Genomic DNA, 23,425 nt, shown 5'->3' with positions numbered 1-23,425 from the left:
ATGATTGATCGCATTATACGCGTGTCCCTGAACAACCGGTTGCTGGTTCTGGTCGCCGCGGGCCTACTGATGGTCTGGGGCGGCTGGTCGGCCCTGAAGGCTCCGGTGGATGTCTTTCCCGACCTGACCGCCCCTTCGGTCACCATCGTGACGGAAGCCCACGGCATGCCCCCCGAGGATGTTGAGCGGCTGGTGACCTTTCCCATCGAGACCGCCATGAACGGTGCCGGCGGCGTCCGCCGGGTCCGCTCCAGCACCGGGGTCGGCATCAGTGTGGTGACGGTGGAATTTGAGTGGGGCACGGATATTTATCGCGCCCGCCAACGCGTCGCCGAGCGGTTGCAGAATGTCTCGGCGGCCCTGCCCCAGGACCTGCCGCCACCGGTACTGGCACCGGTCACCTCCATCATGGGGGAGATTCTGTTTATCGCGCTCACCTCGGAGCAGCACGATGAAATGGCCCTGAAAACCGCCGCCGACTGGCAGGTCCGGCGCCGGCTGCTGGCCGTACCGGGAGTGGCCGAAGTCATCCCCACCGGGGGTGAAACCCGCCAGTTTCAGGTCGTCGCCTCTCCGGAGCGTTTGTCCGCCTATGGGGTAACGCTGGACCGACTGCGCCAGGCGGTGGCCAACGCCACCCGCAACGCCTCCGCCGGTTTTCTGACCGAGAACCGGCAGGAATTCCTGATCCAGGGCATCGGCCGGGCCCGCACCATTGAGGATCTTGAGCAGGCGGTGGTCACCACCCGGGATGATGTGCCCGTGCTGGTGCGGGATCTGGCCATTGTTCAGACTGGCCCGGCACCGCGACGCGGTACCGGCAGCTACAAAGGCGATGCGGGTGTGGTGTTGGGCATCCAGAAACAGCCGGGGGCAAACACCCTCGAACTGACCCGCCGACTGGATGGCGTCATTGATGAGCTGCAGGAGTCACTGCCCGAGGGCATGCGGATCGAAACCGACGCTTTCCGCCAGGCGGACTTCATTACCGTCTCCATCGACAACCTAAGCACTGCGCTGCGGGACGGCGCCATCCTGGTGGTGGCCATCATGTTCCTGTTTCTTTACAGCGTGCGGGCCACCGCTATCGCCCTGGTAGCCATTCCTCTGTCGTTGTTGGTGGCCGTACTGTCCATTCGCTGGTTCGGCGGCACGCTCAATACCATGACCCTCGGGGGTATGACCATTGCGCTCGGCGCGTTGGTGGACGACGCCATTATCGTGGTGGAAAACATTGTCCGCAGGCTCAGGGAAAATGCCGATCGTCCCGAGGCGCAACAGCAGTCGGCGCTGAGCGTTGTCTCGAACGCGACCCGGGAAATCGAGGGCTCCATCGTTTTCGCCACCCTGATCATCATTCTGGTTTTTCTCCCATTATTTTTCCTCAGTGGCGTCGAGGGTCGACTACTCGAACCCCTGGGGCTGGCCTACGTCGTTTCCCTGGCGGCCTCGCTGCTGGTGGCGATCACCGTCACCCCGGTGCTCTGTCTGCTCGGGCTGCCGGGCAGTCGCACGGTAACCCAGGATCACGATACCCGTCTGATCGCCGCCCTGAAATCGGGATACCGTCCCCTGCTGGCGTGGTCTCTGCGCCGCTGGCGCGTCGTGATCGGCGGCGCCCTCGCATTGCTGCTGGCGTCACTGCTGGGACTGTCACTCGCGGGTCGGGGGTTTTTGCCAGAGTTCAACGAAGGCAGCCTGACCCTGAGCGTGGTGACCCTGCCCGGCACCTCCCTGGAAACCTCCGATGACATCGGCCAACGAGTAGAGAAGATTCTGTTGGAGCAGCCGGAAGTGGTCGCCACCGCCCGGCGCACCGGCCGGGCGGAGCTGGACCCTCACGCCCAACAGGTATTCGCCTCGGAAATCGATGTCTCGCTCGACATGCGGGAGCGGGACAAGGCGGAGCTGCTGGCGGCCCTCCGTCAGGAATTCGCCCTACTGCCCGGGACCAACGTCATTATCGGCCAGCCCATCTCCCACCGCATTGACCATATGCTCTCGGGCACTCGAGCCAATATCGCCATCAAGCTCTTTGGCGATGACCTCTCGGAGCTACGCCGCCTGGGTGGGCAGATCGAGTCCATTGTGGGTGGCATTCCCGGGGCGGTCGATGTGGCCATGGACGAGCAGAGCCAGATCCCGTTTGTCACCGTACGCTTCGACCGGGCGGCCCTGGCCAACTATGGCCTCAGTATGACCGACGCCGCCGAGGCTCTGGAAACCGCCTTCAATGGCACCACCGTCGGACGATTACTGGAGGGAGAGGCGAGCTTTGATCTGGTCGTGCGTCTGCCCCAGAGCGCCAAGGAGAACCTGGATACCCTGCGCAATACCCAGCTCACCCTGGCCTCGGGCGCTCAGGTCCCCTTTGCCGCCCTGGCCGATATTCGACGTGAGCGCGGCCCCAACACCATCAGCCGGGAGAATGTTCAGCGCAACCTGGTGATCATGGCAAACGTCGCCGAGCGGGACCTGATCAGCGTGGTGGAGGACATTGAAACCGCCATCTCCGACAACGTCACGCTGCCCACCGGCTACCGGGTGGAGTATGGCGGTCAGTTCCAGAGCGCCGAGGCGGCGAGCACCCGCTTACTGCTGCTCGGCGCTTTGGTGATCGCGGGTATTTTCCTGCTGCTGGTCGCGGCGTTTGGCCGAACCCGGGATGCGGTGCTGGTGATGCTCAACCTGCCACTGGCTCTGATCGGCGGCGTGGCCGGCGTCTGGTTTGCCGGCGGAATTGTCACCGTCGCGGTGCTGATCGGGTTCATCACCCTGTTCGGCATTGCCACTCGCAACGGTGTGATTCTGGTCGACCACATCGGCCGCCTGATCCGCGAGGGAGGCCTCACACCGGAACAGGCGGTACGCCAGGGGGCCGAAGAGCGCCTGGTGCCCATTCTGATGACCGCCCTGGCCACGGCCCTCGCGCTGGTGCCCCTGGCCCTCGCGGGCGGCGAACCCGGCAGTGAAATCCAGGCCCCCATGGCTATTGTGATTCTATGGGGGCTGCTCAGCTCCACCGCACTGAATATGCTGGTGGTTCCGGCCATGTACTTGCGCTTTGGCGCCACCCGCACCTGATCCGACCTGAACGAGCCTGCCGCCTCTCGCGCGGCGGGCCACTCCGTCATCTCCCGCTATCGATCGGCATCCACTCCTAGTGGTCCAACCACACCTCCGCTCTCCAAAACCATCCTCGGTTGGCGCATATTATTGATAAACTAAACGAGAAGTATTATTGTTCGCAAAACTTGATTAAGCGGAGGTCCACAAACATGCTCAAACAGTCCCTTATGACGGTCGCGCTACTGGCGGCCGGACAGAGCTGGGCACAGGAAGCCCCGGCAGTCACCGAGGAGTTTATCGTTACCGGCCGGGCACAAACCCTGTACCAGGTATCGGAGTCGTCGGTTTCCACGCGATTGTCCGCGGATCTGACCCGCGTTCCCGCATCGGTCCAGGTTCTCAACAAGGATCTGATCCAGGACCAGGGGGCCCGGGATGCCCGGGATCTGTACCGCAGCATCAGTGGCGTCAACTTCTTCAGTTACTCCGGCGTGAGCTTTCGCGGCTTCCGCCAGGATGAAGTCCTTTATGACGGTCTGCGCGGCGATCCCTATGCTGGCTTCTCCGTTCCCCGCCTGTTTGGTGTGGATCAGGTGGAAGTGCTCAAGGGACCCAGTGGCGCCGTCTACGGCGCGGGCCAGCCCGGCGGGCTGATCAACTACAACACCAGCCAGGCTTCGCTGGACTCTTACGCTCGCGCGCAAGTCATCGCGGGAAACTACGACCTGACCGGCGTCAACGTTGAGGCCACCGGTGCTTTTGACGGCAGCGACCTCGGTTATCGGGTGGCCATGCTCAAGGAAACCGAGGAGCCGTTCCGCAACAACACCACCAATGAGAACGATCAGGGCGATCTGGGATTGGTGTGGGAACCTTCGGGCAACACCCGGGCTCTGTTCAAATACTCCTTCGTGGACCAGACCCTGGGGGGCAATCGCCTTCGGGGGGTTCCCATTGATCAGGACGGTGAATTTCTGGTGGATACAAGCTGGAACCACAATGAGGTCACCGACTTCCTCTCTCTGGAAGCGGATATCCTCTACAGCCGACTGCAGCACGCCTTCAGCGATAACCTGAGCATCGACCTGGCCGCCCGCTACTACGACAACCAGGAAAAGCAGAACTACCATGAACCCCGGGGCCTGTATGACTCCAATGGAGACGGCACCCGCGACATGATGAAGCGCCAGTTCCGGGATCAGGTGCGCAACAATGAGGGACTGTCGGCCTACGCCAATCTGATTACCGCGTTTGACACCGGTAATGTCGAACACGAATTCCTGGTGGGTGCGGAAATCTTCGACCAACAGGACGACTTCAAAGCCAAGCGCGGCGCACCGATCGAGGACGGCGGCGTGGTGCCCCCACTCAGCCTGTACGACCCGGTCTACGGCCAGACGTCACGGGCCCAATACGGCCTGGACGACAACCCCTGGGAAACCCCTCGCAAAAGCGAACAGATGCAGACTGGCGTCTATGTGCAGGATCTAATGCGACTGTCTGAGCAGTGGGACCTTTTGGCCAGCCTGCGTTTTACCCAGTTTGAGAGCGATGGCGACAGTGTCGAAAAAGACAGTGATGAGGCCCTGACCTACCGCGTCGGCGGTGTCTACCACCTGAACCGCTCCGTCAACCTGTACGCCAGCATCAGCGAAGGCTTCGTCCCCCAATCGGCGGGCAGTCAGGACCCGAGAGCGGGCGGCCCCTTCGAGCCCGAGGAAAGCGAGCAGTTTGAAGTGGGTGCCAAGCTGGAGCTGTTTGAAGGCCGCGCCCGCCTCAACCTCGCCGCCTACGAAATCGAACGGCGCAATGTGCTGCAGGCCGACCCGGCCGGCGATGTCGACAACGACGGTATTGACGATCTGATCCCCGTCGGCCGGGTGCGCAGCCGCGGCGCCGAGCTGGACCTGAGTGCGGACCTGCTGCCCCAGTGGACCCTGACCTTCAACTACGGCTTCAACGATGTGAAGGTCATTGAAGCGACCAGTGGCATCACCAACGCCACTGGCGACGACTTTGCCAATACCCCGGATCATCAGGCCGGTCTCTGGACCCGGTACGATTTCCTGAGCCTCAACTCCGCCATCGCGTTCGGAGCCGAGTATAAAGGTGAGCAGATCGGTATCCAGGGTGACCCGGTGAACGACTACACGGTGTTCGACGCGAGCTGGCAAAGCCAGTTTGATGCCTGGAAGCTGCAGATCAACCTGCGCAACCTGTTCGACAAAACCTACGCGGAGAGCGGCTTCATTACCCGCACCGGCCATTTCCCCGGGGAACCCCGCCGGGTCACGGTCACCCTGAGCCGCGAGTTCTGAGGTGTCTCCCGAAGCCCCCACGCCACGCGCCCGCACCGGCGGGCGACGTCGCTGGTTCAACCTGCACTCTTGGGTGGGACTGAAGTTCAGTCTGTTGTTTTTTTTCGTCAGCTTGACCGGCACCCTCGCGGTTTACGCCTACGAACTGGACTGGCTGTTCACCCCTGCCCTGCGCGTGCAGGCCCCGGAAAGTGGCGAGGGTGCCGAGCGCCAACCGCCCGGCACCCTGCTCGCCGCCGCCCTCAAGGAGTATCCCGGGTGGCGGCCGAGCTTTATGTATCTCAACCTGCCCGACTACATGGCCGCGGAACTGATTGCCGTGAACGAGGACGGCGAACGGCGGCGAATCTACGTCAATCCATACACTGCCGAAGTGCAGGGCCATGCCAACTGGTACAACGCCCACCGGTTTCTGCGCGAGGCGCACCGCCACCTGATGCTGCCGCTGCAATGGGGACTCACCATAGTGACCCTGCTCAGCTTTCCGCTGCTGCTGTCCATGATTTCCGCCTTCCCCATTTTCAAACGCTGGTGGCGCGGCTTTTTCAAACCACCGAAGCCCCGGGACCCACCCCGGCGCTGGTGGGGCAACCTGCACCGGTGGCTGGGCCTGTGGAGCCTGCCCTTCNTTCTGGTGATCGGCCTCACCGGCATCTGGTATCTGGNTGAAAAGTGGGGCGGCGCAGCCCCGGCGGCGGGCGCCGAGCTGCGCCCGCTGCCCGAGGCCAATGCCTTGCCCCGGGATGCGGACACACTCAACCGCGCCATTGAGCGCGCCCTGAAGCCCTGGCCGGAATATCAGTTGGACAGCCTCTGGTTCCCCGGCGAGAACCAGCCGTTGATTCTCCAGGGGCAAGAGAAGGCTCTGCTGGTGCGCCCCCGGGCCAACACTCTGCTCATCGACCCGACCACCGGCGAGTCTCTGGGTCGTGTGCACGGTGAACAGCTCAGCCTGCACCAACGTATCGCCGAGGCAGCCGACCCACTGCACTTCGGCACCTTCGGCGGCCAGCCCACCCGCTTTCTCTGGTTCCTGTTCGGCCTGATGCTCACCACCCTGGCCGCCTCCGGCACCTGGATTTACTCCCTCCGCCTCACGTCCGGCCGCTCCCACCGGTCGCGTAGGGCGGGTAAGCCTAAAGGCGCACCCGCCGTTCCCCACCTATCCGGCGTAGTGCCACGCTCGCCCTGGCGCACCCTCTGGCAAGGCCAACTCCTCCCCTGGCCCCAGATGGCCCTGATTCTGACCTGCCTGATCCTGGCTCTGGTCAATATCGGGAGTTGACAAAGAGCGACCCAATCCATACTGTATAAAAAAACAGTAATGACCCAGGAGGTAAAACCATGGCTGTAGTCGCCGTTTGGAAATGTGATCGGGATGGCAAGATGTTTGACGATAAGAAAGCCGCGGAAGCGCACGACAAAATGCTGGAGCTGGCNGCCAATATCACCCAGTTGATCGAAAACTCGGTGGANGGCATCAGCGANGCNCACAGNGAGGCCATTGGCCTGTTNCTCGCCGAGCGCAGCGACCNGNTGGCCAAGGCCTGCAAGGGCAAGCCGGAAGTGTTGCTGGAAGGAACGGAAGACCAGAGCGCGAATGTCACGCCTCTGGCCTCCAATCAATAACGCCCCTTGCGTCTCACTCGCTCAGGGACTGAGCGGTCACCCCTCAAAGTTCCAGGTAGATTCTCAGGCTGGAGCGCTCCTGATGATGATCGTGATGATCATGACTTCTTGAGCGATAACGATACGCGTCGTCCCGATAGTTTTCGTGGCGATGGTGATACGCGTCATGTCTGCGCTCCCGGCGCCACTTCCTCATTTCACGCTCTCTCTCCCGCTCCCATTTACGGGCTTCTCGCGCGCGCTCTTTATGGTGTTTTTTGTGCTCCCANGCCGCCGCATGAGGCGGTGGAGCGGCATGTAGTGCCACCGGAGCCATCAATACCAGACCAGCCAGCGTAGCAGACAATAGGGTTTTCATACTCAACACCTCCAGATCGGTCATTCGAAACAGTGGGTTCAGTATGNCTCCGGGATTCTGAACTCAGTCTGAACGGGATACACCTCTATCGCCCAACCATGAGCAGCGCTCCGCATTGGTGCTCTTGCAACANTCAGCGCACAGCTTCCGTGCACAAAGCCTCTTTTCCGATGAACCAGNATTGAGCACAGGATTACAAAAAGCGCCCTCCGTTGGAGCAACCGCATTCGGGGAGGCCAAAATTCGGCTCCTTNTGCACAAAACGCCACCTTTTCTTCAGATGTTTTCTGCGTGGCACGACGGTTGCAACTCACCGATTACCAATTGGCGAAGCACGTCTTTGCACCGCAAGCATCACCGCCTCAATTCAGGAGAAACAACTTCATGGCCTATATCGAACCGAGTGAGTTCGTCACCAAGATGGTGGATTCCGGCGAACAGAAAGTGTACATGTCCAACAAGGACACCTTGATCCGCGCCTTTATGGCCGGCGCCATTCTGGCGCTGGCCGCCATGTTTGCCATCACTGTCATGGTCAATACCGGCTCCCCGCTGCTCGGCGCGGTNCTTTTCCCNGTGGGCTTTATCATGCTCTACCTGATGAAGTTCGATCTGCTGACCGGGGTGTTTACGCTGGTCCCCCTCGCTTACCTGGACAAACGCCCCGGTGTAACGCTCAATCAGGTGTTGCGCAACTGGGGGCTGGTATTCCTCGGCAACTTTGCCGGGGCACTGACCGTAGCAGTGGGCATGTCGTTCATTCTGACCTATGGCTTCAGCATTGATGGTGGCGAGATTGCCGCCAAGGCGGCCCAGATTGGTGAGTCGCGTACCGTCGGCTACAAGGAGCACGGCCTGTCCGGCTGGATCACCATTTTCATTCGCGGCATCCTGTGTAACTGGATGGTCTCCATGGGGGTAGTCGGCGCCATGATTTCCACCTCCGCCGGCAGCAAAATGGCCGCCATGTGGATGCCCATCATGCTGTTTTTCTACATGGGCTTTGAGCACTCCATCGTGAACATGTTTCTGTTCCCGTTTGGTCTGATCATGGGTGGAGACTTTTCCATAGCCGATTATCTGCTCTGGAATGAACTACCCACCGTTCTGGGCAATCTGATCGGCGGCTTTCTGCTGGTGGGCCTGCCCCTGTATTACACTCACGTGCGCACCAGCCCCGCTCGTCGGTTGGCTTAACCGTAGAGACCCGGGCCGTCGTTTCACCACGACGGCCCAACCTTTATGACTCAACCTCTACGCATTCGCATCGGCCAGTACACGCATTCCGGCCACAAATCCGTGAACCAGGATTTTGTCGGCGCCCGGTTACCGACCGGCGCCACGCTGGGGCATAAAGGGGCGGTGCTGGCCATTGCCGATGGCATCAGCAGCAGCGACGTCAGCCAGATCGCCAGTGAAACCGCGGTCAGTGGTTTTATTGAAGATTATTACTGCACGCCGGAAGCCTGGTCGGTCAAGCAGTCAGCGGAGCGGGTACTGCAGGCACTCAACGCCTGGCTGTTCGCGCAGACGCGCAACAGCCCGTACCGGTTTGAACGGGACAGAGGTTACATCTGCACCTTCAGCACGCTGATTTTCAAAGCCCGTCACGCCCACCTGTTGCACGCGGGAGACACGCGCATTTACCGACTGGCGAATCAACAGCTGGAACCGTTGACGGAAGATCATCGCCACTGTGTGGATGCCGACACCCACTACCTGACCTCGGCGTTGGGGGTTCATCCTCATCTGCGTTTCGACTATCACCAACTCGACCTTGAGCCCGGTGACACCTTTATTCTTGCCAGCGATGGGGCCTACGAGTTTTTTGACGCCTCGGACATCACGCAGGTAATCGATGCCCAGCGGGATGACCTCAACGGCGCGGCCAGAACCCTGGTGGAGCAGGCATTGGCCCGCGGCAGTCGGGATAATCTGAGCGTTCAGATTGCCCGGGTGGAAGCGCTGCCGGACCCCACCGTGGGGGAGCTTTCCCGCCAGGCTTCGCTCCTGACGTTGCCCCCCGCTCTGGATGCGGGTACGGATTTTGACGGGTATCGGATTCTTCGTTCGCTCTATATCAGCAGCCGCAGTCATGTCTACCTCGCCCGGGACACCCTCAATAATGGCCCCGTGGCCATCAAAGTCCCGGCTATGGAAGGNAGAGACAATCCNCACTATCTCGAACGCTTTTTAATGGAGGACTGGATCGCGCGGCGGTTTAACCACANCCACCTGCTTAAAGCCGCTCGGCGNGAGCANGAACGCGGCTTTCTGTACGTTGCGNNGGAATATNTTGANGGCCAGACCTTGAGTCAGTGGCTGAAAGATAANCCNNNTCCNGATNTGGCCANNGTCCGGGATATCGTGCANCAGGTNGNNAGCGGACTGCAGGCGTTGCATCGNCAGGCCATGGTGCACCGCGANCTNCGNCCNGANAACCTNATGATNGANNCTCAGGGAACGGTCANNATTATTGATTTCGGCTCCGCCAGCGTCGCGGGCCTCAGTGAAGGACGAAGCCGCGACGGGGTGATCTACGGCGCGGCCCTGTACGCCGCCCCGGAATATTTTCTCGGCGAACCGGGAGACCNGCGCAGCGATCTCTATTCCCTGGCCGTGNTNGNCTATCANATGCTGACCGGCAAGCACCCCTATGGTCCCAAGGTGGCCCGGACCCGGACCCGAGCNGAACANCACAAACTNCGTTATCGCAGTGCTCAGGAACACCGGCCNTCGGTTCCCGACTGGGTGGATGAATGCTTGCGCAAGGCCACGCAGATCAGTCCGCACAAGCGCTACACCGAGCTATCCGAGTTTATNTATGATCTNAACAACCCCAACCCCGCGTTCGNTCGAAAATCGCNACCGCCNTTGATTGAGCGNAACCCGGTATTGTTNTGGCAGGGTGTGTCGTTGATTCTGTTGGTGTTGTTGGTCGTGCAGTTTGCGTAGGTTGAGTTACGGCGGATGCGCCTTCGGCTTATCCGCCCTACGCGACCCAGCGTGTCCCCTAATCGCCACCCCAGGCCCGATTCATCACCAGGTAGCTGAACGACGCGGACCAGGTGATCATCATAAAACCCACCAGAGCCTCGGTACCGGCGAGAAANCGTATATCTCCGGCGGCCGACAAGTCGCCCCACCCCACNGTGGTGTAATTCGCGGCCGAAAANTANACGCANTCGAGCAGCGTCANCTCNCTGTAGCCCTGAATCACTCCGTAGCCATCCAAACCCAACAGCAACCAGAACACAAAACCGAACATCCAGATTTCAACCACATGGGCGAACAGCAGAACAAACATGGTGAGCAGCACGACCGGGCGGGTCCGGTGGTTGCGACCAAAGCGTCGGTGTCGGTCGATATGCCAGCGGTTGAGCCACTGGATCACTTCGTAATGAAACACCACCCCCAGGGCCACCACGACCGCCGTGGCCACTACGGTGATAACTGAAGAACTTGCGCCAAGGTTCATCAACAGTCTCTCTATTGACGGATCGCCAACCGTTTACGCCACATGACCTGCCAGCCTTGAGCGGTCAGGTGCCGATCACGCCACCGTCGTTTTTGGTGATCAGTACCGTGGTGGAACGCGGCCGGGTTTTGCCATCGCTGGCCGGGTAGCTGATGCCCGGGTGTTGAACATTGATCCACATCGCGGTGCCATCCGGCGTCGCGGTAATACCGGTGATTTCGCAGCCGGACGGGCCGGTCAGAAAACGACGCACCTCCCGGGTCACCGGATCGGCNCAGAGCATCTGATTGGTGCCCATGGCATCGTAAACCGACTTGCCGTCACTGAAGTCAGTCTGAATCCAGAGGCGCCCCTCAGGATCAAACCATAGGCCATCAGGGCTGGCAAAAATATCCCCCTTGATGGTGCCGTATTGGTGATCGGTTTGCCAGCTTTCGTCGGCCGGGGGCTGCTCGCCAGCGAGCAAAAACAGCTCCCAGTGAAAGGCGGTGGCCGCCGGATGCCGGTTGTCCTCCCGCCAGCGCAATATCTGGCCGTGATGGTTTTCCGGGCGCGGGTTGGCGGCGTCGACCGGCTCGTTCGGATCGACACCCCGATCGGTGTTATTGGTCAGGGTCACGTAGCCATCGCGGGTAAAGGGGTTCACCGCGGTCCACTCTGGGCGATCCATTGGGGTTGCGCCCACCGCATCGGCCGCACTGCGCAAGTTGATCAGCACATCGGCCTGATCGCGGAAGCCATCTGTTTCGGTGAGGCCCGGCGCCCCCCAGACCAGCGGGCGCCACTCGCCGGTGCCATCTTCGTGATAGACCGCGACGTAAACGGTACCCTTGTCCAGAAGATCCCGATTGGCCTTCGGGTTATCGGCATCAAAGCGACCTTCCGGCACAAACTTGTAGACGTATTCGCCCCGGGTATCATCGCCGGAATAAAACGCGAGGATGCCATCCGGATGCTGAACGCAGGTGCAGCCTTCGCGCACAATGCGACCAAACGCGGTGCGCTTGACCGGCCTGGAGTCAGGGTCAAACGGATCCACCTCCACCACCCAGCCAAACCGGTTGGGTTCGTTCACATGGCCACCGTGGGGCTGCTCGGCCCGAGGGGTCGCATCAAAGCGCGGATCGGCCGATTCCCAATAGTTGTAGTGGCTGTTGAGACCGGCGGCAATGCCGTAGCGATGGTGTTCACGCCGACGGGCATGATCCGCCGCGTCGCGATTGACGAAATAGTTTTTCCAGTTTTCCTCGGCAATCAGGTAGGTGCCCCAGGGGGTCACCCCCATGGAGCAGTTGTTCAGGGTCCCCAGCACTTCCCGCCCTTGCGGATCGTCGGCAGTTTTCATCGCCTCCGCACCCGCGCAGGGGCCGCTGAGGGTCATGGGTGTGTATGCGGTCAGGCGACGGTTATAGCGCGAGGGGTAAACGCGCTGCCAGTCGCCCCGGGGATCTTTGCGCAGCTCGATAATGCTCAGCCCATGGCCCGCCTGCTCCTTGCGGACTTCATTGAGCGGCCTTACCCGCCGGCCTTGTTCATCTTCGGTGACGGTGGGGCCATCGGGGTGAATCGTCGCGTTGATGTACTCGTGGTTGATCACCAGCAGGCCGCGCTCATTGGGCGCATCCGGAAAAGGGAAAAAATGCATACCGTCGTGGTTCTGACCGGACTGCAGGGCCTGCTCGGTCCAGGTGTTCTGCGCATCGGGACGCCATTCGGGCGCCCCGCTTTCCACTGGGTCCCCCCAACTGAAAAAGGGTCGGGCCGTGTAGCCCTCGGGCACATCCACCCGGTCGTAACCCGGATCACTCGCCACCGGCACCGGCTTGAACCCGATGGCCGGGCGCGGACTGTCCCGAAAAGCGGCGGGCGCGCCTTCCCGGCTGGCACAGGCGCTGAGCAGGGTGGACGCCGCAAAGGGGCCGGCCAACAGGCCCAGGCCACCTTTCAGAACCCGGCGCCGGGCGTGGCTGACCTGATTGAGGTGTCGGTTATCGCTGGGGTTTACCCGCGTATCGCGGGCCTGGTCGGCGCACTGGATCAGGACGGACTGGTTCATCACTTTCGTTCACCTCACTCTCATTCGCCGTTACTCTCATCCACCGTTACGTGGAATAGGGCCACAATCACCCGGCGACTCCGGGTATGCTGCACGCTTTCGCCAAAAAGTGCCAGATGAGCCCCGGAAGAATCGCATCAGGTGACCGTCCGGTGCTCGTCAGACAGGGTAACGATCCGCTCCCACAGCGCGTTGGTCCACCTAGCCAACTCGTGAACGAAGGGCTCCCGCACCAGTGTGGGGTCGATACACCAGCGATCAATATCCGGATGTCCCACGGCGGCATACTCCCAATCGATCAGGTACAGACGATCGCCGGTCTCCAGGACATTTTCGGGAATCAGATCATGATGGGTCAGGACTGCTGGCCAATCCGACCGGTCGAACGCCACCAGGGTTTCCCGAAAGAGCCACCAGCTCGACGCCAGTGCTGCGTCAATCGCACCCGCGTTTTCCAATTGCTGCCAATAGTGGTCCAGGTAAGCGGTATAGGAACGACGGGGCGTACCCGGGGCCAGCACCTGCGCCGCCCCCAGACACTCCATTAACCGACGACGCTGCCGGGGGTCCTGAAAATCAGCGTCGCTCCAGGTGCGCCCATCAATATGCGGAAAAACCGTGAAGTCTCGCTGCGGTGACCAATAACAGGCACCCCGGGTCAATCCCGCCTCGGCGACGGTGTCAAGAATCGCGGCCTCCTGCGCCCGGTCAATCCCAAGGTGCGGGCCCCGGGGGTTGTTCAGGCGAAGCAGCAGGTCATCGTTGAGCCCCGGCGCTCGCAGGCGAAAGCTGCGATTGGTGCGCCCGCCCTCAATGGGACCGAGCACGCGGGGAGCGTCAGTGATCGGCAGCGGCCACTCCCGCCAGGTGGCGAGGGCGGTTTCGAGGCGAGTAAACGCGTCAGGCACAGGCCGCTTCCTCGGCGCGATCACTGCTCTGGCCGCGATAGTCACGAACCCAGCTTAGCCAACCAAAGACCGAGATGATCAGATACAGCGCCATCAACAGTGCGGTCAGGTACAAGCTGCGCTCCCAGAGGATGATCATTTGCAGGCTGTTGATCACCATCCAGTAAAGCCAGTTTTCCAGAACCTTTCGGGCCACCATATAGGTGGTCACCACGGCGGCCCAGGTGGTGAAGGAGTCCAGATAGGGCCAGGCGGCCTGGGTGAACATCGTCAACCAGGTACCGGAGGCCAGGCTGACCAGCACAATGCCCCCGATCACCAGCAGGTGGGTTCGCCAGCGCCAGGTCTGCACCGGCAGTTCGGTATCACCCCGACCACCGTGACGCCATTGCCACCAACCGTAAACGGCCATGGCCATGTAGTAGACGTTGAGCCCGGACTCCATCAGCAGGCTGACGTTCCAGTAGAGCGCGGTGTAGATGGCGGTGCTCAGAAAGCCCGCGTACCAGCACAGGGCGTTCTGACGCACGGCTAATACCAGGTAGGCCAGCGCAAGCGTTACCGCGACCAGCTCCCAGCCGAGCCACTGGGACCAGGTGTCGGCCAATTGTTGGGTGATGTCGTTCATCAACTCAGGGTTTCCATCAGTTCAGGGCTTCATAATTGGGCAGAAATTTGGTGACGAATACGGCTTTGCCATACTTTTCGTAACTGTATTTCATGCCATCACGCAGGATGTCCATGACGCGGTCGTAGTCGCCGGTGATGATGGTGCAGGTGGGCACGGTCTGAATCAGAATGCCTTCCTGCTGGTTGAGCCAGTCGATAAACCCTTTGATGGGCGGAATGTAGTCGCCATTAAACGGGTACATGCTGATTTCTACGGAGAGTTTCATGGTGTTGCCTCTCTTTAACTGGGTGGCTTTCGGTGAGCTGTTGGGGGCGTGGTAATCCGGTACACGCCCCCAAGACACGCCGTGAACCCATCCCTGGGGGCTCGGATCGCGGGTCCCCCGCTCTACGGTCTTGGGGGCGTGTACCGGATTACCACTTCGCCGAACGTATTACACTTCTTTAAACCTTAACCGTCCAACTTGATTGCGTTGCATGAACGTTACGCTAAGTCGGTGTCAGGAACCTTGACTCAAGACCGTAGAGCGGGGGACCCGCGATCCGAGCCTACAGGGACGTATGTACGGCGTGTCTTGAGTCAAGGTTCCTGACACCGACGCCCCCGAACCTAAAAAAGCCCGCCTAGAACCGCAGATTAAAATCAACCCCCACAACGCGCGGCTCGCCGAACTGATAATAGGGCTTGGTTTCATAACCATCTCGAGGGTCGTTACCGAAGGCGCCGAAGCCCCGGGTTTTGACGTCCTCATCGGTCAGGTTGCGGCCCCAGAGCGCCACCTCCCAACTATCGGCACGATAACCGATCCGGCCATTCAATAATTCATACGCATCGGACTGCTCCTCGTGGCGGCTGGAGAAATAAAACTCATCTTTGCCCTCCAACTCCACGCGAGCATACCAGTGCTCCGTCAGGTTAAACAGCGCACCCACCGCGAATTGATAGCTCGGGGCATGAGGCAGATCGCGGCCGCTCAGATCCTCCGGCTCACCAGTCTCTTCGTTTGCGCCGACGTGCGCGAAGCTCTGGAAGTCGTCAAATTCGCTATCGAGTAAGCCCACGCTGGCAAACACCTCGGTCATACGGTTGAGCCGGGCATTGGCTTCAAGCTCAAGGCCTCGGGCACTGCCCGCCGCAGCGTTGGTGGTGTAGTCGATAAAGCTGCAGGGACAGTCATCGCCCTCGTCCGGAACCACCCGGGACTGCTTGGTCTGCACATCGTCCCGGTCCTGATAAAACACCGCCACACGGGTCTGCAGGGCACCGTCGAGTGCTTCGCCCTTCCAGCCCGCTTCGTAATTCCATAGGGTTTCGGTGTCAAACTCCCGCTCATTCGCCGCCAGCGTCTGACTGCTGTTGAAGCCACCGGCCTTGAAGCCGCGCGAGGCCAGGGCGTACCACAGGTTATCCGCTTCATCCCGATATTCCAGAGCCAGCTTGCCGCCCCACATGTCTTCCGAGGGACTGAATACGGCGCCGTCACTGTCAGCGTAGTCGGCATCGCGGGTTTCGTGGCGCAGGCCGGCTTTCAGGGTCAGGCGCTCGGCCAGGGGAATATCCAACTGACCGTAGAGCGCGGTGTTCTCGGTACTGAAGGCACTTCGGAAATCCTCTTCCAGGTAGGTGTACTCCCGGCGTAAGTCCTCACTCTGGTCCCGGTAGTAAGTACCGACCACCCAGCCCAGCTCATCCTCTGCATTGCGCGATACCAGGCGCAGGTCGACGCTGGTATTGTCGTTGTCCCGCAGGTAGTTATCAAAGGAGTTGTAGCCGTCGAAAACACACTCGAAGTCGACACAGATATCTTCGTAGGCCCAGTCCTCATCGTAGCCATATTCGAGATCGGACTGGGCGTGACTGACCAGCGCCTCCACATCAAACGCCTCGGTAGCCTGCCACTGCAGGCGCACCGAACCGGCGGTGCTCTCCTGGCGGTCGTGGCCCGGCTGGTCCGACAGAGTGGTGCGGGTGTTGTCCAGGGAGAAGCCGTCGTAACCGTTGTCGACATCGACATAGAAGGCAGTCAGGTCGACCGTGAGGTCGGCGCGGGGCTGCCAACGCAGTTTGCCCCGCAGGGTCTGCTCATCGATATCGGCATTGTCGTCGGTGCCGAGAAAGGCGTTTTCCTGATAGCCATCACTGAGGGTGGTGCCCGCCGCAAGGCGATAGCTGAGCGTGTCCGATACCGGGCCGCTGATGACGCCGCTGGCAGTGTGGGTGTTGTACTCGGCCAACCCGAGGCTGGCCGTACCTTCGAATGATTCAGTGGGCGTGCCCGAGACCATATTGATCAGGCCGGCCATGGCGTTGGCGCCGTAGAGCGTGCCCTGAGGCCCCCTCAGCACTTCGACCTGCTGGATATCCAGGGTGGTGGCGCCGGCGCCAATGCCGGTCATATCAATACCGTCGATGATCAGGCCAACCGACGGGTTGACCGGCTCGACGAACTGGCTGCGCTCGCCGATACCGCGAATCTGGAAGAAACGGGCCCGGGAGGTGCCGGCGGAAAAGTTGACGTTGGGCGCGGTATTCAGCACCTGGGACAGGTGGTCGGCGCCGCGCTGGCGGATGGTTTCGGCATCAATGACCGAGGCGCTGGCGGCTAGGTCAAGAAGGCCGGACTGGCGAAAATCGGCGGTGACCAGAATTTCTTCATCGATCTGGGCCACATCCTGTGCCTGAGTGCTGACCGTCAAAAGCGCGGCCGTCAAAGCGGAAAGCGAAAAGCGTGTCGGGTTCATGGGCAGAGTCTCCAAAACAACGTTTAAGTGGAGACCCGGTATGCGAGCGGGAGTGTGCTGGAACGCTATTTATTGTGGCGGGCCAAGGGGCTGGCCTGCGGCACCCTACGACTATTTCGAGGGCGCTGGTTCCTCTTCCTATCCCTACGCCGGCATTAACCGGATCAGGTTCAACGGGTCCGCTCTGTGGTCAGAGCGTCTCAGGTACATGACCTCCCCGAGGAGTGGCGCCAATTCTAACGCGAATGAGGGGCTATCGCCAAACGATCAATCCTCCTGCCAGACCCAGTAGCTGGCGCCGGCCACCAACACCGCCGTCGCCAGCAGCCCCACCTGAATCACGACCGTCAACGGCGTTGCCAGCATCGCCCCCGCCAGCGCATAGGCCCAGGTTGGGGCGGGAATCAGTACCAGCGCCAGCAGACCGGCCAGTCCCGCCATCAACAGCACCCAGAGGACTCTGGACAAACGCCCCGCGCGGCGCACTGGCAGGCGGTGCATCACCGCATCGGTAAAACCGGCGTCGTCAATGTGGTCGCTGTTACGCTGCAGCGTCTGGCTCAGCCAGGCGTCCAGTTCGCGCTCGTCGTTGGGAATATCGGATTTCATTGTGCCGTCTCCTGCCAGGATGACAGATGGGTTCTCAGGGCCTTTTTACCACGGAGCAGGTGGGTTTTAACGGTACCAAGGGGAATGCCCATCACCTCGGCCACCTCTTCCTGCGTGAGCTCTTCCTCCAGGCTCAGGCGCAGGGCCCACTGTTGGGGCTGGCTCAATCGGGCCATGGCCGCTTCCAGGTCGCGCCGGGCGTCCAGGGAGCCGGCATGCCCCGCCTGCACCTGATGACTGTCCAGCTCAGGCGTGGCGTCCTCCAGGTCAACCTTGGTCCAGCGCTCCCGCGCCAGCCGCTTCTGGCTGGCCGCCAGATTGAACGCAATGCGATACAGCCAGGTGGAAAAACGCGCTTCGCCCCGAAAGCTGTGCAGCGAGCGGTAGACCTTGATGAACACCTCTTGAGCCAGATCGTCGGCCGCGGCCTCGTCTCCATTGCACAGGCGCCGGGCCCAACGGCGTACCGGCGACTGATAGCGCAGGACCAACTGCCGGAAGGCGTGCTGGTCCTGCTGGGTCATGACGCGGGCAATCAGGCCCGCGTCAGACAGAGGCTCAGGATTAGGGATCATTACTGCGCCTGACGCTCAGCGAGTTTCCAGATCAGGATCTTGGCCAGGCCCATGCCCACCAGGATCAGCCCGATGCTGCCAATAGCGAAACCGGTCATCAGGGTCAGGAACACCGTCAGACCGATACCCGCCCCCAGCAGTACCAACCCCTGGTTCAGGTTGCGGACCGGGCTTGGCAGCGCGTCCTCCATCAGGTTCTCCGGCACCGGCTGGCCAGCCTCCAGAAACTTCTGGATACGTTCGTTGAGCAGTTGCTGGCGCCGCTCCCGGTGGCGGAAGACGAACAGGGCAATCAGAATCACCGCCAGCGCTGGAGCGCCAAACACCATCAGGATGGCAACAACCGGAATGATCAGGGCCGCCGCATCGCCCCCGGGAATATGCTCGGGCATATGTTGCTGCCAATTGGCGGTTTCCGCTAAAGCGGGCACAGCCCCACTGATCAAGCCAAAGGCGAGCAGCGCTACGGCCGCAATGCGCAACAGGTGATTCAGAGTCAGATGTTTCATGGTCCATTTCCTCGTATCAGTCATTCTAGCGCGTCCAGCGAGGCGCTGGGTTACCAATCAAGACGAGGGCAATGGCGGGTCTGGATTCAAAGGCGGGCAAAAAAAATCGGGGGCGAGCGCGGTGGGCCCGAAAGCCCACCGCAACACGCTTACAGCTGGAACCGGCTGACCAGCGTATTGAGCTCCACCGCCAGTTTGGAAAGCTCTTCGGCCGACGCACTGGTCTGATTCGCGCCCGCCGCCGACTGGGTGGCGATGTCGCTGATCTTGACCAGATTGCGGTCCACTTCCCGCGCCACGCTGGCCTGCTCTTCCGAAGCGCTGGCAATGACCTGGTTGCGCTCGTTGATATCGTCGATGCCCTCGGCAATTCGCTCCAGCGCCTCGCCGGCGGCCTTGGCCACCGCCAGGGTCTCCGTGGCGCGGGTGCTGCTCAGTTCCATGGAAGACACCGCATCCTTGGTACCGCTCTGAATGTTGTTGATGATGGTCTCGATTTCCTTGGTGGAAGTCTGAGTTCGGTGCGCCAGAGCGCGTACTTCGTCCGCCACCACAGCAAAACCGCGACCGGCTTCCCCGGCCCGCGCCGCTTCAATCGCCGCATTCAGGGCCAGCAGGTTGGTCTGCTCGGCTATGGCCAGAATCACATCCATCACTTTACCGATGTCATTGGCCTGTTCGGCCAAGCCATTGACCGACTCCGAGGTCTTGTCGATTTCATCGGTCATAAACTGGATGGATTTTCGGGTCTCGCGCACTTTAGCCAGCCCATCTTTGGTGGCACTGGCGGATTCACCGGACGACTCCGACGTTTCAGTGGCATTGCGAGCCACTTCTTCTACCGCCGCGGTCATCTCGGTAACCGCACTGGCCGCCTGCTGAATCTCGTCGGTCTGCTCCTGCAGGCTGCGCGAGGAGTCTTCTGCCACCGAACTCAACTCCTCAGTTGCCGAGGCCAATTGGGTGGAGGAGTTTGAGATCTGACTGATGGCACTGCGCAGGTTCTCCCGCATGACCGCCAGCGAATTGAGCAGGCGGGCCGGTTCGTCATTGCCTTTAACCTCAATGGATTGGCTGAGATCACCACCGGCGATCGTCTCGGCATTATCCAGCGCCTGGCCCAACGGTTGAACGATACTGCGGGCAAGGAATACCGCCAGCCCGATACCGAGCAGCACCGCAACCACAATGGCCACAATCACCGCCAGTTTTGCTGCCGCAAAAACCGTGGCACCTCGTTCATCCGCTAGACGAGAGCCTTCCTGATTGATATCTGACAACTCCAACAATGCGTCAGCCATTCGATCGGCCGGGCCGCCCAAGGCTATATTGACGATCCCCATCGCCGAACCGAAATCCCCCTGCTGGACAAAGTCGACGAGAATATCAGCGTTCTCGAAGTACTCGGATTGAGCGTCCACGTATCGGTCATAAGCCGCTTGCACCTCGGGACTATTGATCACCTGCTCAAAGCGCTTCTGATTGGCACGGACATCCGCCTTCACCGCCTGCATGCGCTCGATGTTCTGCTCAACCATCACCGGGTCTTCATCCGCGGCAGTCCTTAGGGTAAACACCCGGTAGCGCATAATACTGGTCCCGAGGTCCCCTACCGCACGTACCGCGGGCATCCATTCGTCGTTGATCTCAGAGGAAATTTCGTCCATCCGGGCCATTTCATACAAAGCGAAGAGCCCCAGACCAATTAATAAAAAGAGCATGACTCCAAAGCCAGCGGCCAGTCGCGGGCCGATATTTAACGCACGTAAAAACATAGTCTGATCCCAAGATTCCGGGCTGTTGTTATTCCTTTTCACTCGCCCCAAATTTTCTGGTATGAAAACCAACACCCCTGGCCGGGGATATTCCCGCAGTTTTCAAAGTCGTTGTCTCGTTCGTCACGGGCACCACCGCCCCTCTTGGACTCTAGCACAGGACTTCAGGTACCACCGTGCCGGCCCTGATAAGGCTGTCGGCGGTGAGGCTGCAAAGTTGAAGCCTTTTTTGCCCCCTGGTGTACACTAACGGCCTACTGATCCTGTCCCCACAACGCTAGGGAGCTTGCCATGAACAAGATTCGCTGGGGGGTGCTCAGCACCGCCAATATTGGTCGCAAGAAAGTCATTCCCGCCATTCAGGCCTCCGAGCGAGGTGAAGTGGTCGCCGTGGGCTCGCGCTCCGAAGACAGTGCCCGCGCCTTTGCCGACGAGCTGGGCATTCCCGTGGCCCACGGCAGCTACGAAGCCCTGCTGGCGGACCCAAATATCGACGCCATCTACAACCCCCTGCCCAACCACTTGCATGTGCCGCTGTCGATTCAGGCGCTGGAAGCGGGCAAGCACGTACTGTGTGAAAAGCCCATCAGCCTGGACGTCAAAGACCTGCAGGCGCTCAAGGCCGCGGCCAAGGCCCACCCCAAGCAGAAGCTGATGGAAGCCTTCATGTACCGCTTCCACCCCCAGTGGCAGCATGTGCGCGAATGGCTGGAGCGCGGGGACCTGGGGCAAGTAAGGACTTACACCGCCTTCTTTGCCTACAATAACCGGGACGATGAGAACATCCGCAACCTGCCGGACATCGGTGGTGGCGGGCTGATGGACATTGGCTGCTACGGCATCTCCTCCGCCCGGCATGTCTACGGCGCAGAGCCGGTGCGTGTGGTCGGCAGCGTGCAGCCACTGGCTGGCTACGAGGTGGACTGCCTGACCTCGGCCATCATGGAGTTCCCCGACGGCACCGCCACCTTTACCGTCACCACCAAAACCGAGGCTACGCAGTGGGCGGAAATCCACGGTGAGAAAGGCATGATCCGCCTGGAGAAGCCGTTCAACCCCGAACCCGGCGATGAGAACCGGGTTACCCTGGTTATCAGTGGGGAAAAGCAGACCTTCAGCTTTCCAGAACCCAATCAGTACCAGCTGATGGTGGACGCCTTCAGCCAGAGCATCCAGGAGGACACGCCGGCCCCTACCCCGCTGTGGGATGCGGAAGCCAATATGCGCATTATTGATGCGCTTTTCACCAGCTCGGACGAAAGCCGCTGGGTCAACCTGGACTGAGGAGAGGCATTTCATGGAGAAAATTGTTGTGGTCGGCGGTGGCGCCGGCGGATTGGAACTCGCCACCAGGCTCGGTCGCAAGCTGGGCCGAAAGAAGAAAGCCCATATTACCCTGGTGGACCGCAACACCACCCATCTATGGAAACCGCTGCTGCATGAAATAGCGGTGGGCACCATGGATGAGGGCAACGATGCGGTCAGCTACCGCGCCCAGGCGTACGCCAAAGGCTTTCACTTTCGCATCGGCACCCTGACCGACATCGATCGCGAGCAGCGCCAGGTTGTGCTGGCGCCGGTTCTGGACGAGGAAGGTGTGGAGTACATTCCCGCCACCCGCATTGATTACGATTACCTGGTGATGGCTCTGGGGTCGGTGTCCAATGATTTCGGCACTCACGGTGTGAAAGAGCACTGCATCTTTCTCGACAGCGCCAAGCAGGCGCACCGGTTTCGCAACAAGTTGCTCAACCGGTTCTTGCGAATTCAGCGCGTTCCCGACGAACCGGATGAAGTACGCATTGCCATTGTGGGCGCCGGCGCAACCGGCGTGGAGCTCTCCGCGGAGCTGCATCATGCCGTCAAAGAGTTTCACCACTATGGCTTTGATGCCATCACCAATGAGCACCTGCACGTAACCCTGCTGGAGGCCGGCGAACGGATCCTGCCCGCCCTGCCCGAACGCATTTCCGCCGCGGCCACCCGCGAGCTGACCAACATCGGGGTCAAGGTGCGCACTCAGACGATGGTGACCTCAGCCGAGCATAACGGCCTGCACACCAAAGACGGTGATTTCATTGAAGCGGACCTGATGGTCTGGGCCGCCGGCATCAAGGTACCGGAGTTTATGGCCAACATCGGCGGTCTGGAAACCAACCGGATCAATCAGTTGACCGTCAATCCGCATTTGCAGGCCACGCGGGACGAACGGATTTTCGCCATTGGTGATTGCGCCGAGTTCATTCAGGAAGATGGCAAGCGAGTGCCGCCACGAGCGCAGTCGGCCCATCAGATGGCGGATACCTGTTACGACAACCTGCTCGCCTGCCTGCACAACAAGCCGCTGAAAACCTACCACTACAAAGACCACGGCTCGCTGATTTCCCTGGCGAACTACTCGACCGTAGGCAGCCTGATGGGCAACCTCACTCGGGGCAGTCTGTTTATTGAGGGTCGTATGGCGCGGGTGGTGTATATCTCGCTGTACCGGATGCATCAGGTGGCGGTGCACGGTTTGATCAAGACCGGTTTGCTGATGCTGGCGGGTAAAATCAATCGGTGGTTACGACCGCGGTTGAAGTTGCATTGATGGTATTGCTTAAATATTGACGGCACTTCACTTAGAGTGCTGCGGGAGGGTATACCCTCCCTCCGCAGTGCCAACGTAACGTTCCGGGAACTAGCACGCTTTCGTTCCGCCCCCCGTGTAACGGCGGATGCGCTTCGCTTATCCGCCCTACGGCCGAGCGCAGCAGTAGAACTCCGCGT

Annotated in this window: 18 protein-coding genes and 1 riboswitch; of the genes, 8 read left to right on the top strand and 10 right to left on the bottom strand. The window is 60.7% G+C overall.

Going from position 1 to position 23,425, the window contains the following annotated elements; translation table 11 throughout:
- From CMG77_RS12275 to CMG77_RS12250, 6 genes are all read left to right on the top strand, one after another.
- Positions 1-3,084: an efflux RND transporter permease subunit gene (locus CMG77_RS12275; protein WP_286804116.1), complete on the top strand. Its 3,084-nt coding sequence runs from the start codon at positions 1-3 to the stop codon at positions 3,082-3,084.
- A 194-nt stretch (positions 3,085-3,278) separates the two neighbouring features.
- On the top strand, positions 3,279-5,387 hold the full coding sequence (locus CMG77_RS12270) for a TonB-dependent siderophore receptor (RefSeq protein WP_123639528.1): 2,109 nt from the start codon (positions 3,279-3,281) through the stop codon (positions 5,385-5,387).
- Position 5,388: 1 nt separating this feature from the next.
- Positions 5,389-6,672: a PepSY-associated TM helix domain-containing protein gene (locus CMG77_RS12265; protein WP_286904663.1), complete on the top strand. Its 1,284-nt coding sequence runs from the start codon at positions 5,389-5,391 to the stop codon at positions 6,670-6,672.
- Positions 6,673-6,731: 59 nt separating this feature from the next.
- Positions 6,732-7,016 carry a YebG family protein gene (locus CMG77_RS12260; protein WP_286904661.1) on the top strand — a complete coding sequence of 95 codons (285 nt, stop codon included), beginning with the start codon at positions 6,732-6,734 and terminating at the stop codon, positions 7,014-7,016.
- Positions 7,017-7,758: 742 nt separating this feature from the next.
- Positions 7,759-8,571 carry a formate/nitrite transporter family protein gene (locus CMG77_RS12255; RefSeq protein WP_123639532.1) on the top strand — a complete coding sequence of 271 codons (813 nt, stop codon included), beginning with the start codon at positions 7,759-7,761 and terminating at the stop codon, positions 8,569-8,571.
- A gap of 45 nt (positions 8,572-8,616) precedes the next feature.
- Complete coding sequence (locus CMG77_RS12250; protein WP_286904660.1) at positions 8,617-10,329, top strand: bifunctional protein-serine/threonine kinase/phosphatase; 1,713 nt, start codon at positions 8,617-8,619, stop codon at positions 10,327-10,329.
- Positions 10,330-10,387: 58 nt separating this feature from the next.
- Here the strand turns inward: CMG77_RS12250 and CMG77_RS16225 are convergent, their stop codons facing one another.
- From CMG77_RS16225 to CMG77_RS12200, 10 genes are all read right to left on the bottom strand, one after another.
- Entirely contained in the window at positions 10,388-10,642 is a 255-nt protein-coding gene (locus CMG77_RS16225) for an ion channel (protein ID WP_502691891.1), read from the bottom strand.
- A 274-nt stretch (positions 10,643-10,916) separates the two neighbouring features.
- A complete protein-coding gene (locus CMG77_RS12240) occupies positions 10,917-12,908 on the bottom strand; it encodes a PhoX family protein (RefSeq protein WP_286904657.1) in 1,992 nt (663 codons plus the stop codon).
- Positions 12,909-13,045: 137 nt separating this feature from the next.
- Entirely contained in the window at positions 13,046-13,816 is a 771-nt protein-coding gene (locus CMG77_RS12235) for a phosphotransferase (protein ID WP_286804113.1), read from the bottom strand.
- Complete coding sequence (gene pnuC, locus CMG77_RS12230; RefSeq protein WP_123639537.1) at positions 13,809-14,444, bottom strand: nicotinamide riboside transporter PnuC; 636 nt, start codon at positions 14,442-14,444, stop codon at positions 13,809-13,811. Before pnuC ends, CMG77_RS12235 begins: the two co-directional genes overlap by 8 nt.
- 16 nt (positions 14,445-14,460) lie before the next feature.
- Positions 14,461-14,712, bottom strand: a complete 252-nt coding sequence (locus CMG77_RS12225; RefSeq protein ID WP_123639538.1) for a YkoF family thiamine/hydroxymethylpyrimidine-binding protein — start codon at positions 14,710-14,712, stop codon at positions 14,461-14,463.
- Positions 14,713-15,070: 358 nt separating this feature from the next.
- Positions 15,071-17,188: a TonB-dependent receptor gene (locus tag CMG77_RS12220; RefSeq protein ID WP_286804111.1), complete on the bottom strand. Its 2,118-nt coding sequence runs from the start codon at positions 17,186-17,188 to the stop codon at positions 15,071-15,073.
- Between the two features lie 123 nt (positions 17,189-17,311).
- A riboswitch (TPP riboswitch) is annotated at positions 17,312-17,418 on the bottom strand.
- Positions 17,419-17,455: 37 nt separating this feature from the next.
- On the bottom strand, positions 17,456-17,797 hold the full coding sequence (locus CMG77_RS12215) for a DUF5056 domain-containing protein (RefSeq protein ID WP_286804110.1): 342 nt from the start codon (positions 17,795-17,797) through the stop codon (positions 17,456-17,458).
- A complete protein-coding gene (locus tag CMG77_RS12210; RefSeq protein WP_123639541.1) occupies positions 17,794-18,372 on the bottom strand; it encodes an RNA polymerase sigma factor in 579 nt (192 codons plus the stop codon). Before CMG77_RS12210 ends, CMG77_RS12215 begins: the two co-directional genes overlap by 4 nt.
- Complete coding sequence (locus tag CMG77_RS12205) at positions 18,372-18,881, bottom strand: DUF6249 domain-containing protein (RefSeq protein ID WP_123639542.1); 510 nt, start codon at positions 18,879-18,881, stop codon at positions 18,372-18,374. Before CMG77_RS12205 ends, CMG77_RS12210 begins: the two co-directional genes overlap by 1 nt.
- Before the next feature lie 149 nt (positions 18,882-19,030).
- Positions 19,031-20,656 carry a methyl-accepting chemotaxis protein gene (locus tag CMG77_RS12200; RefSeq protein WP_286804109.1) on the bottom strand — a complete coding sequence of 542 codons (1,626 nt, stop codon included), beginning with the start codon at positions 20,654-20,656 and terminating at the stop codon, positions 19,031-19,033.
- 291 nt (positions 20,657-20,947) lie between these two features.
- On the opposite strand from CMG77_RS12200, the gene CMG77_RS12195 reads away from it, so the two are divergent.
- Both CMG77_RS12195 and CMG77_RS12190 read left to right on the top strand, forming a co-directional pair.
- A complete protein-coding gene (locus CMG77_RS12195; protein ID WP_123639544.1) occupies positions 20,948-21,940 on the top strand; it encodes a Gfo/Idh/MocA family protein in 993 nt (330 codons plus the stop codon).
- A 13-nt stretch (positions 21,941-21,953) separates the two neighbouring features.
- Positions 21,954-23,246, top strand: coding sequence for an NAD(P)/FAD-dependent oxidoreductase (locus CMG77_RS12190; protein ID WP_286804108.1), 1,293 nt, complete (start codon positions 21,954-21,956; stop codon positions 23,244-23,246).
- The last annotated feature ends 179 nt before the right edge of the window (positions 23,247-23,425 follow it).

It is taken from the genome of Marinimicrobium sp. (genome assembly GCF_002695945.1).
Taxonomy (GTDB): Bacteria; Pseudomonadota; Gammaproteobacteria; order Pseudomonadales; family Cellvibrionaceae; genus Marinimicrobium; species Marinimicrobium koreense.
Note: the sequence above shows the minus strand (reverse complement) of the source record. Positions and strands in the feature narration are given on the sequence as shown.

Bases quoted from the DNA above. Each gene is read 5' to 3' on its own strand.
- CMG77_RS12220 (WP_286804111.1), bottom strand. From the start codon at position 17,188: ATGAACCCGACACGCTTTTCGCTTTCCGCTTTGACGGCCGCGCTTTTG.
- CMG77_RS12270 (WP_123639528.1), top strand. From the start codon at position 3,279: ATGCTCAAACAGTCCCTTATGACGGTCGCGCTACTGGCGGCCGGACAG.
- CMG77_RS12200 (WP_286804109.1), bottom strand. From the start codon at position 20,656: ATGTTTTTACGTGCGTTAAATATCGGCCCGCGACTGGCCGCTGGCTTT.
- CMG77_RS12195 (WP_123639544.1), top strand. From the start codon at position 20,948: ATGAACAAGATTCGCTGGGGGGTGCTCAGCACCGCCAATATTGGTCGC.
- CMG77_RS12190 (WP_286804108.1), top strand. From the start codon at position 21,954: ATGGAGAAAATTGTTGTGGTCGGCGGTGGCGCCGGCGGATTGGAACTC.
- CMG77_RS12275 (WP_286804116.1), top strand. From the start codon at position 1: ATGATTGATCGCATTATACGCGTGTCCCTGAACAACCGGTTGCTGGTT.
- CMG77_RS12210 (WP_123639541.1), bottom strand. From the start codon at position 18,372: ATGATCCCTAATCCTGAGCCTCTGTCTGACGCGGGCCTGATTGCCCGC.
- CMG77_RS12205 (WP_123639542.1), bottom strand. From the start codon at position 18,881: ATGAAACATCTGACTCTGAATCACCTGTTGCGCATTGCGGCCGTAGCG.
- pnuC (WP_123639537.1), bottom strand. From the start codon at position 14,444: ATGAACGACATCACCCAACAATTGGCCGACACCTGGTCCCAGTGGCTC.
- CMG77_RS12225 (WP_123639538.1), bottom strand. From the start codon at position 14,712: ATGAAACTCTCCGTAGAAATCAGCATGTACCCGTTTAATGGCGACTAC.
- CMG77_RS12215 (WP_286804110.1), bottom strand. From the start codon at position 17,797: ATGAAATCCGATATTCCCAACGACGAGCGCGAACTGGACGCCTGGCTG.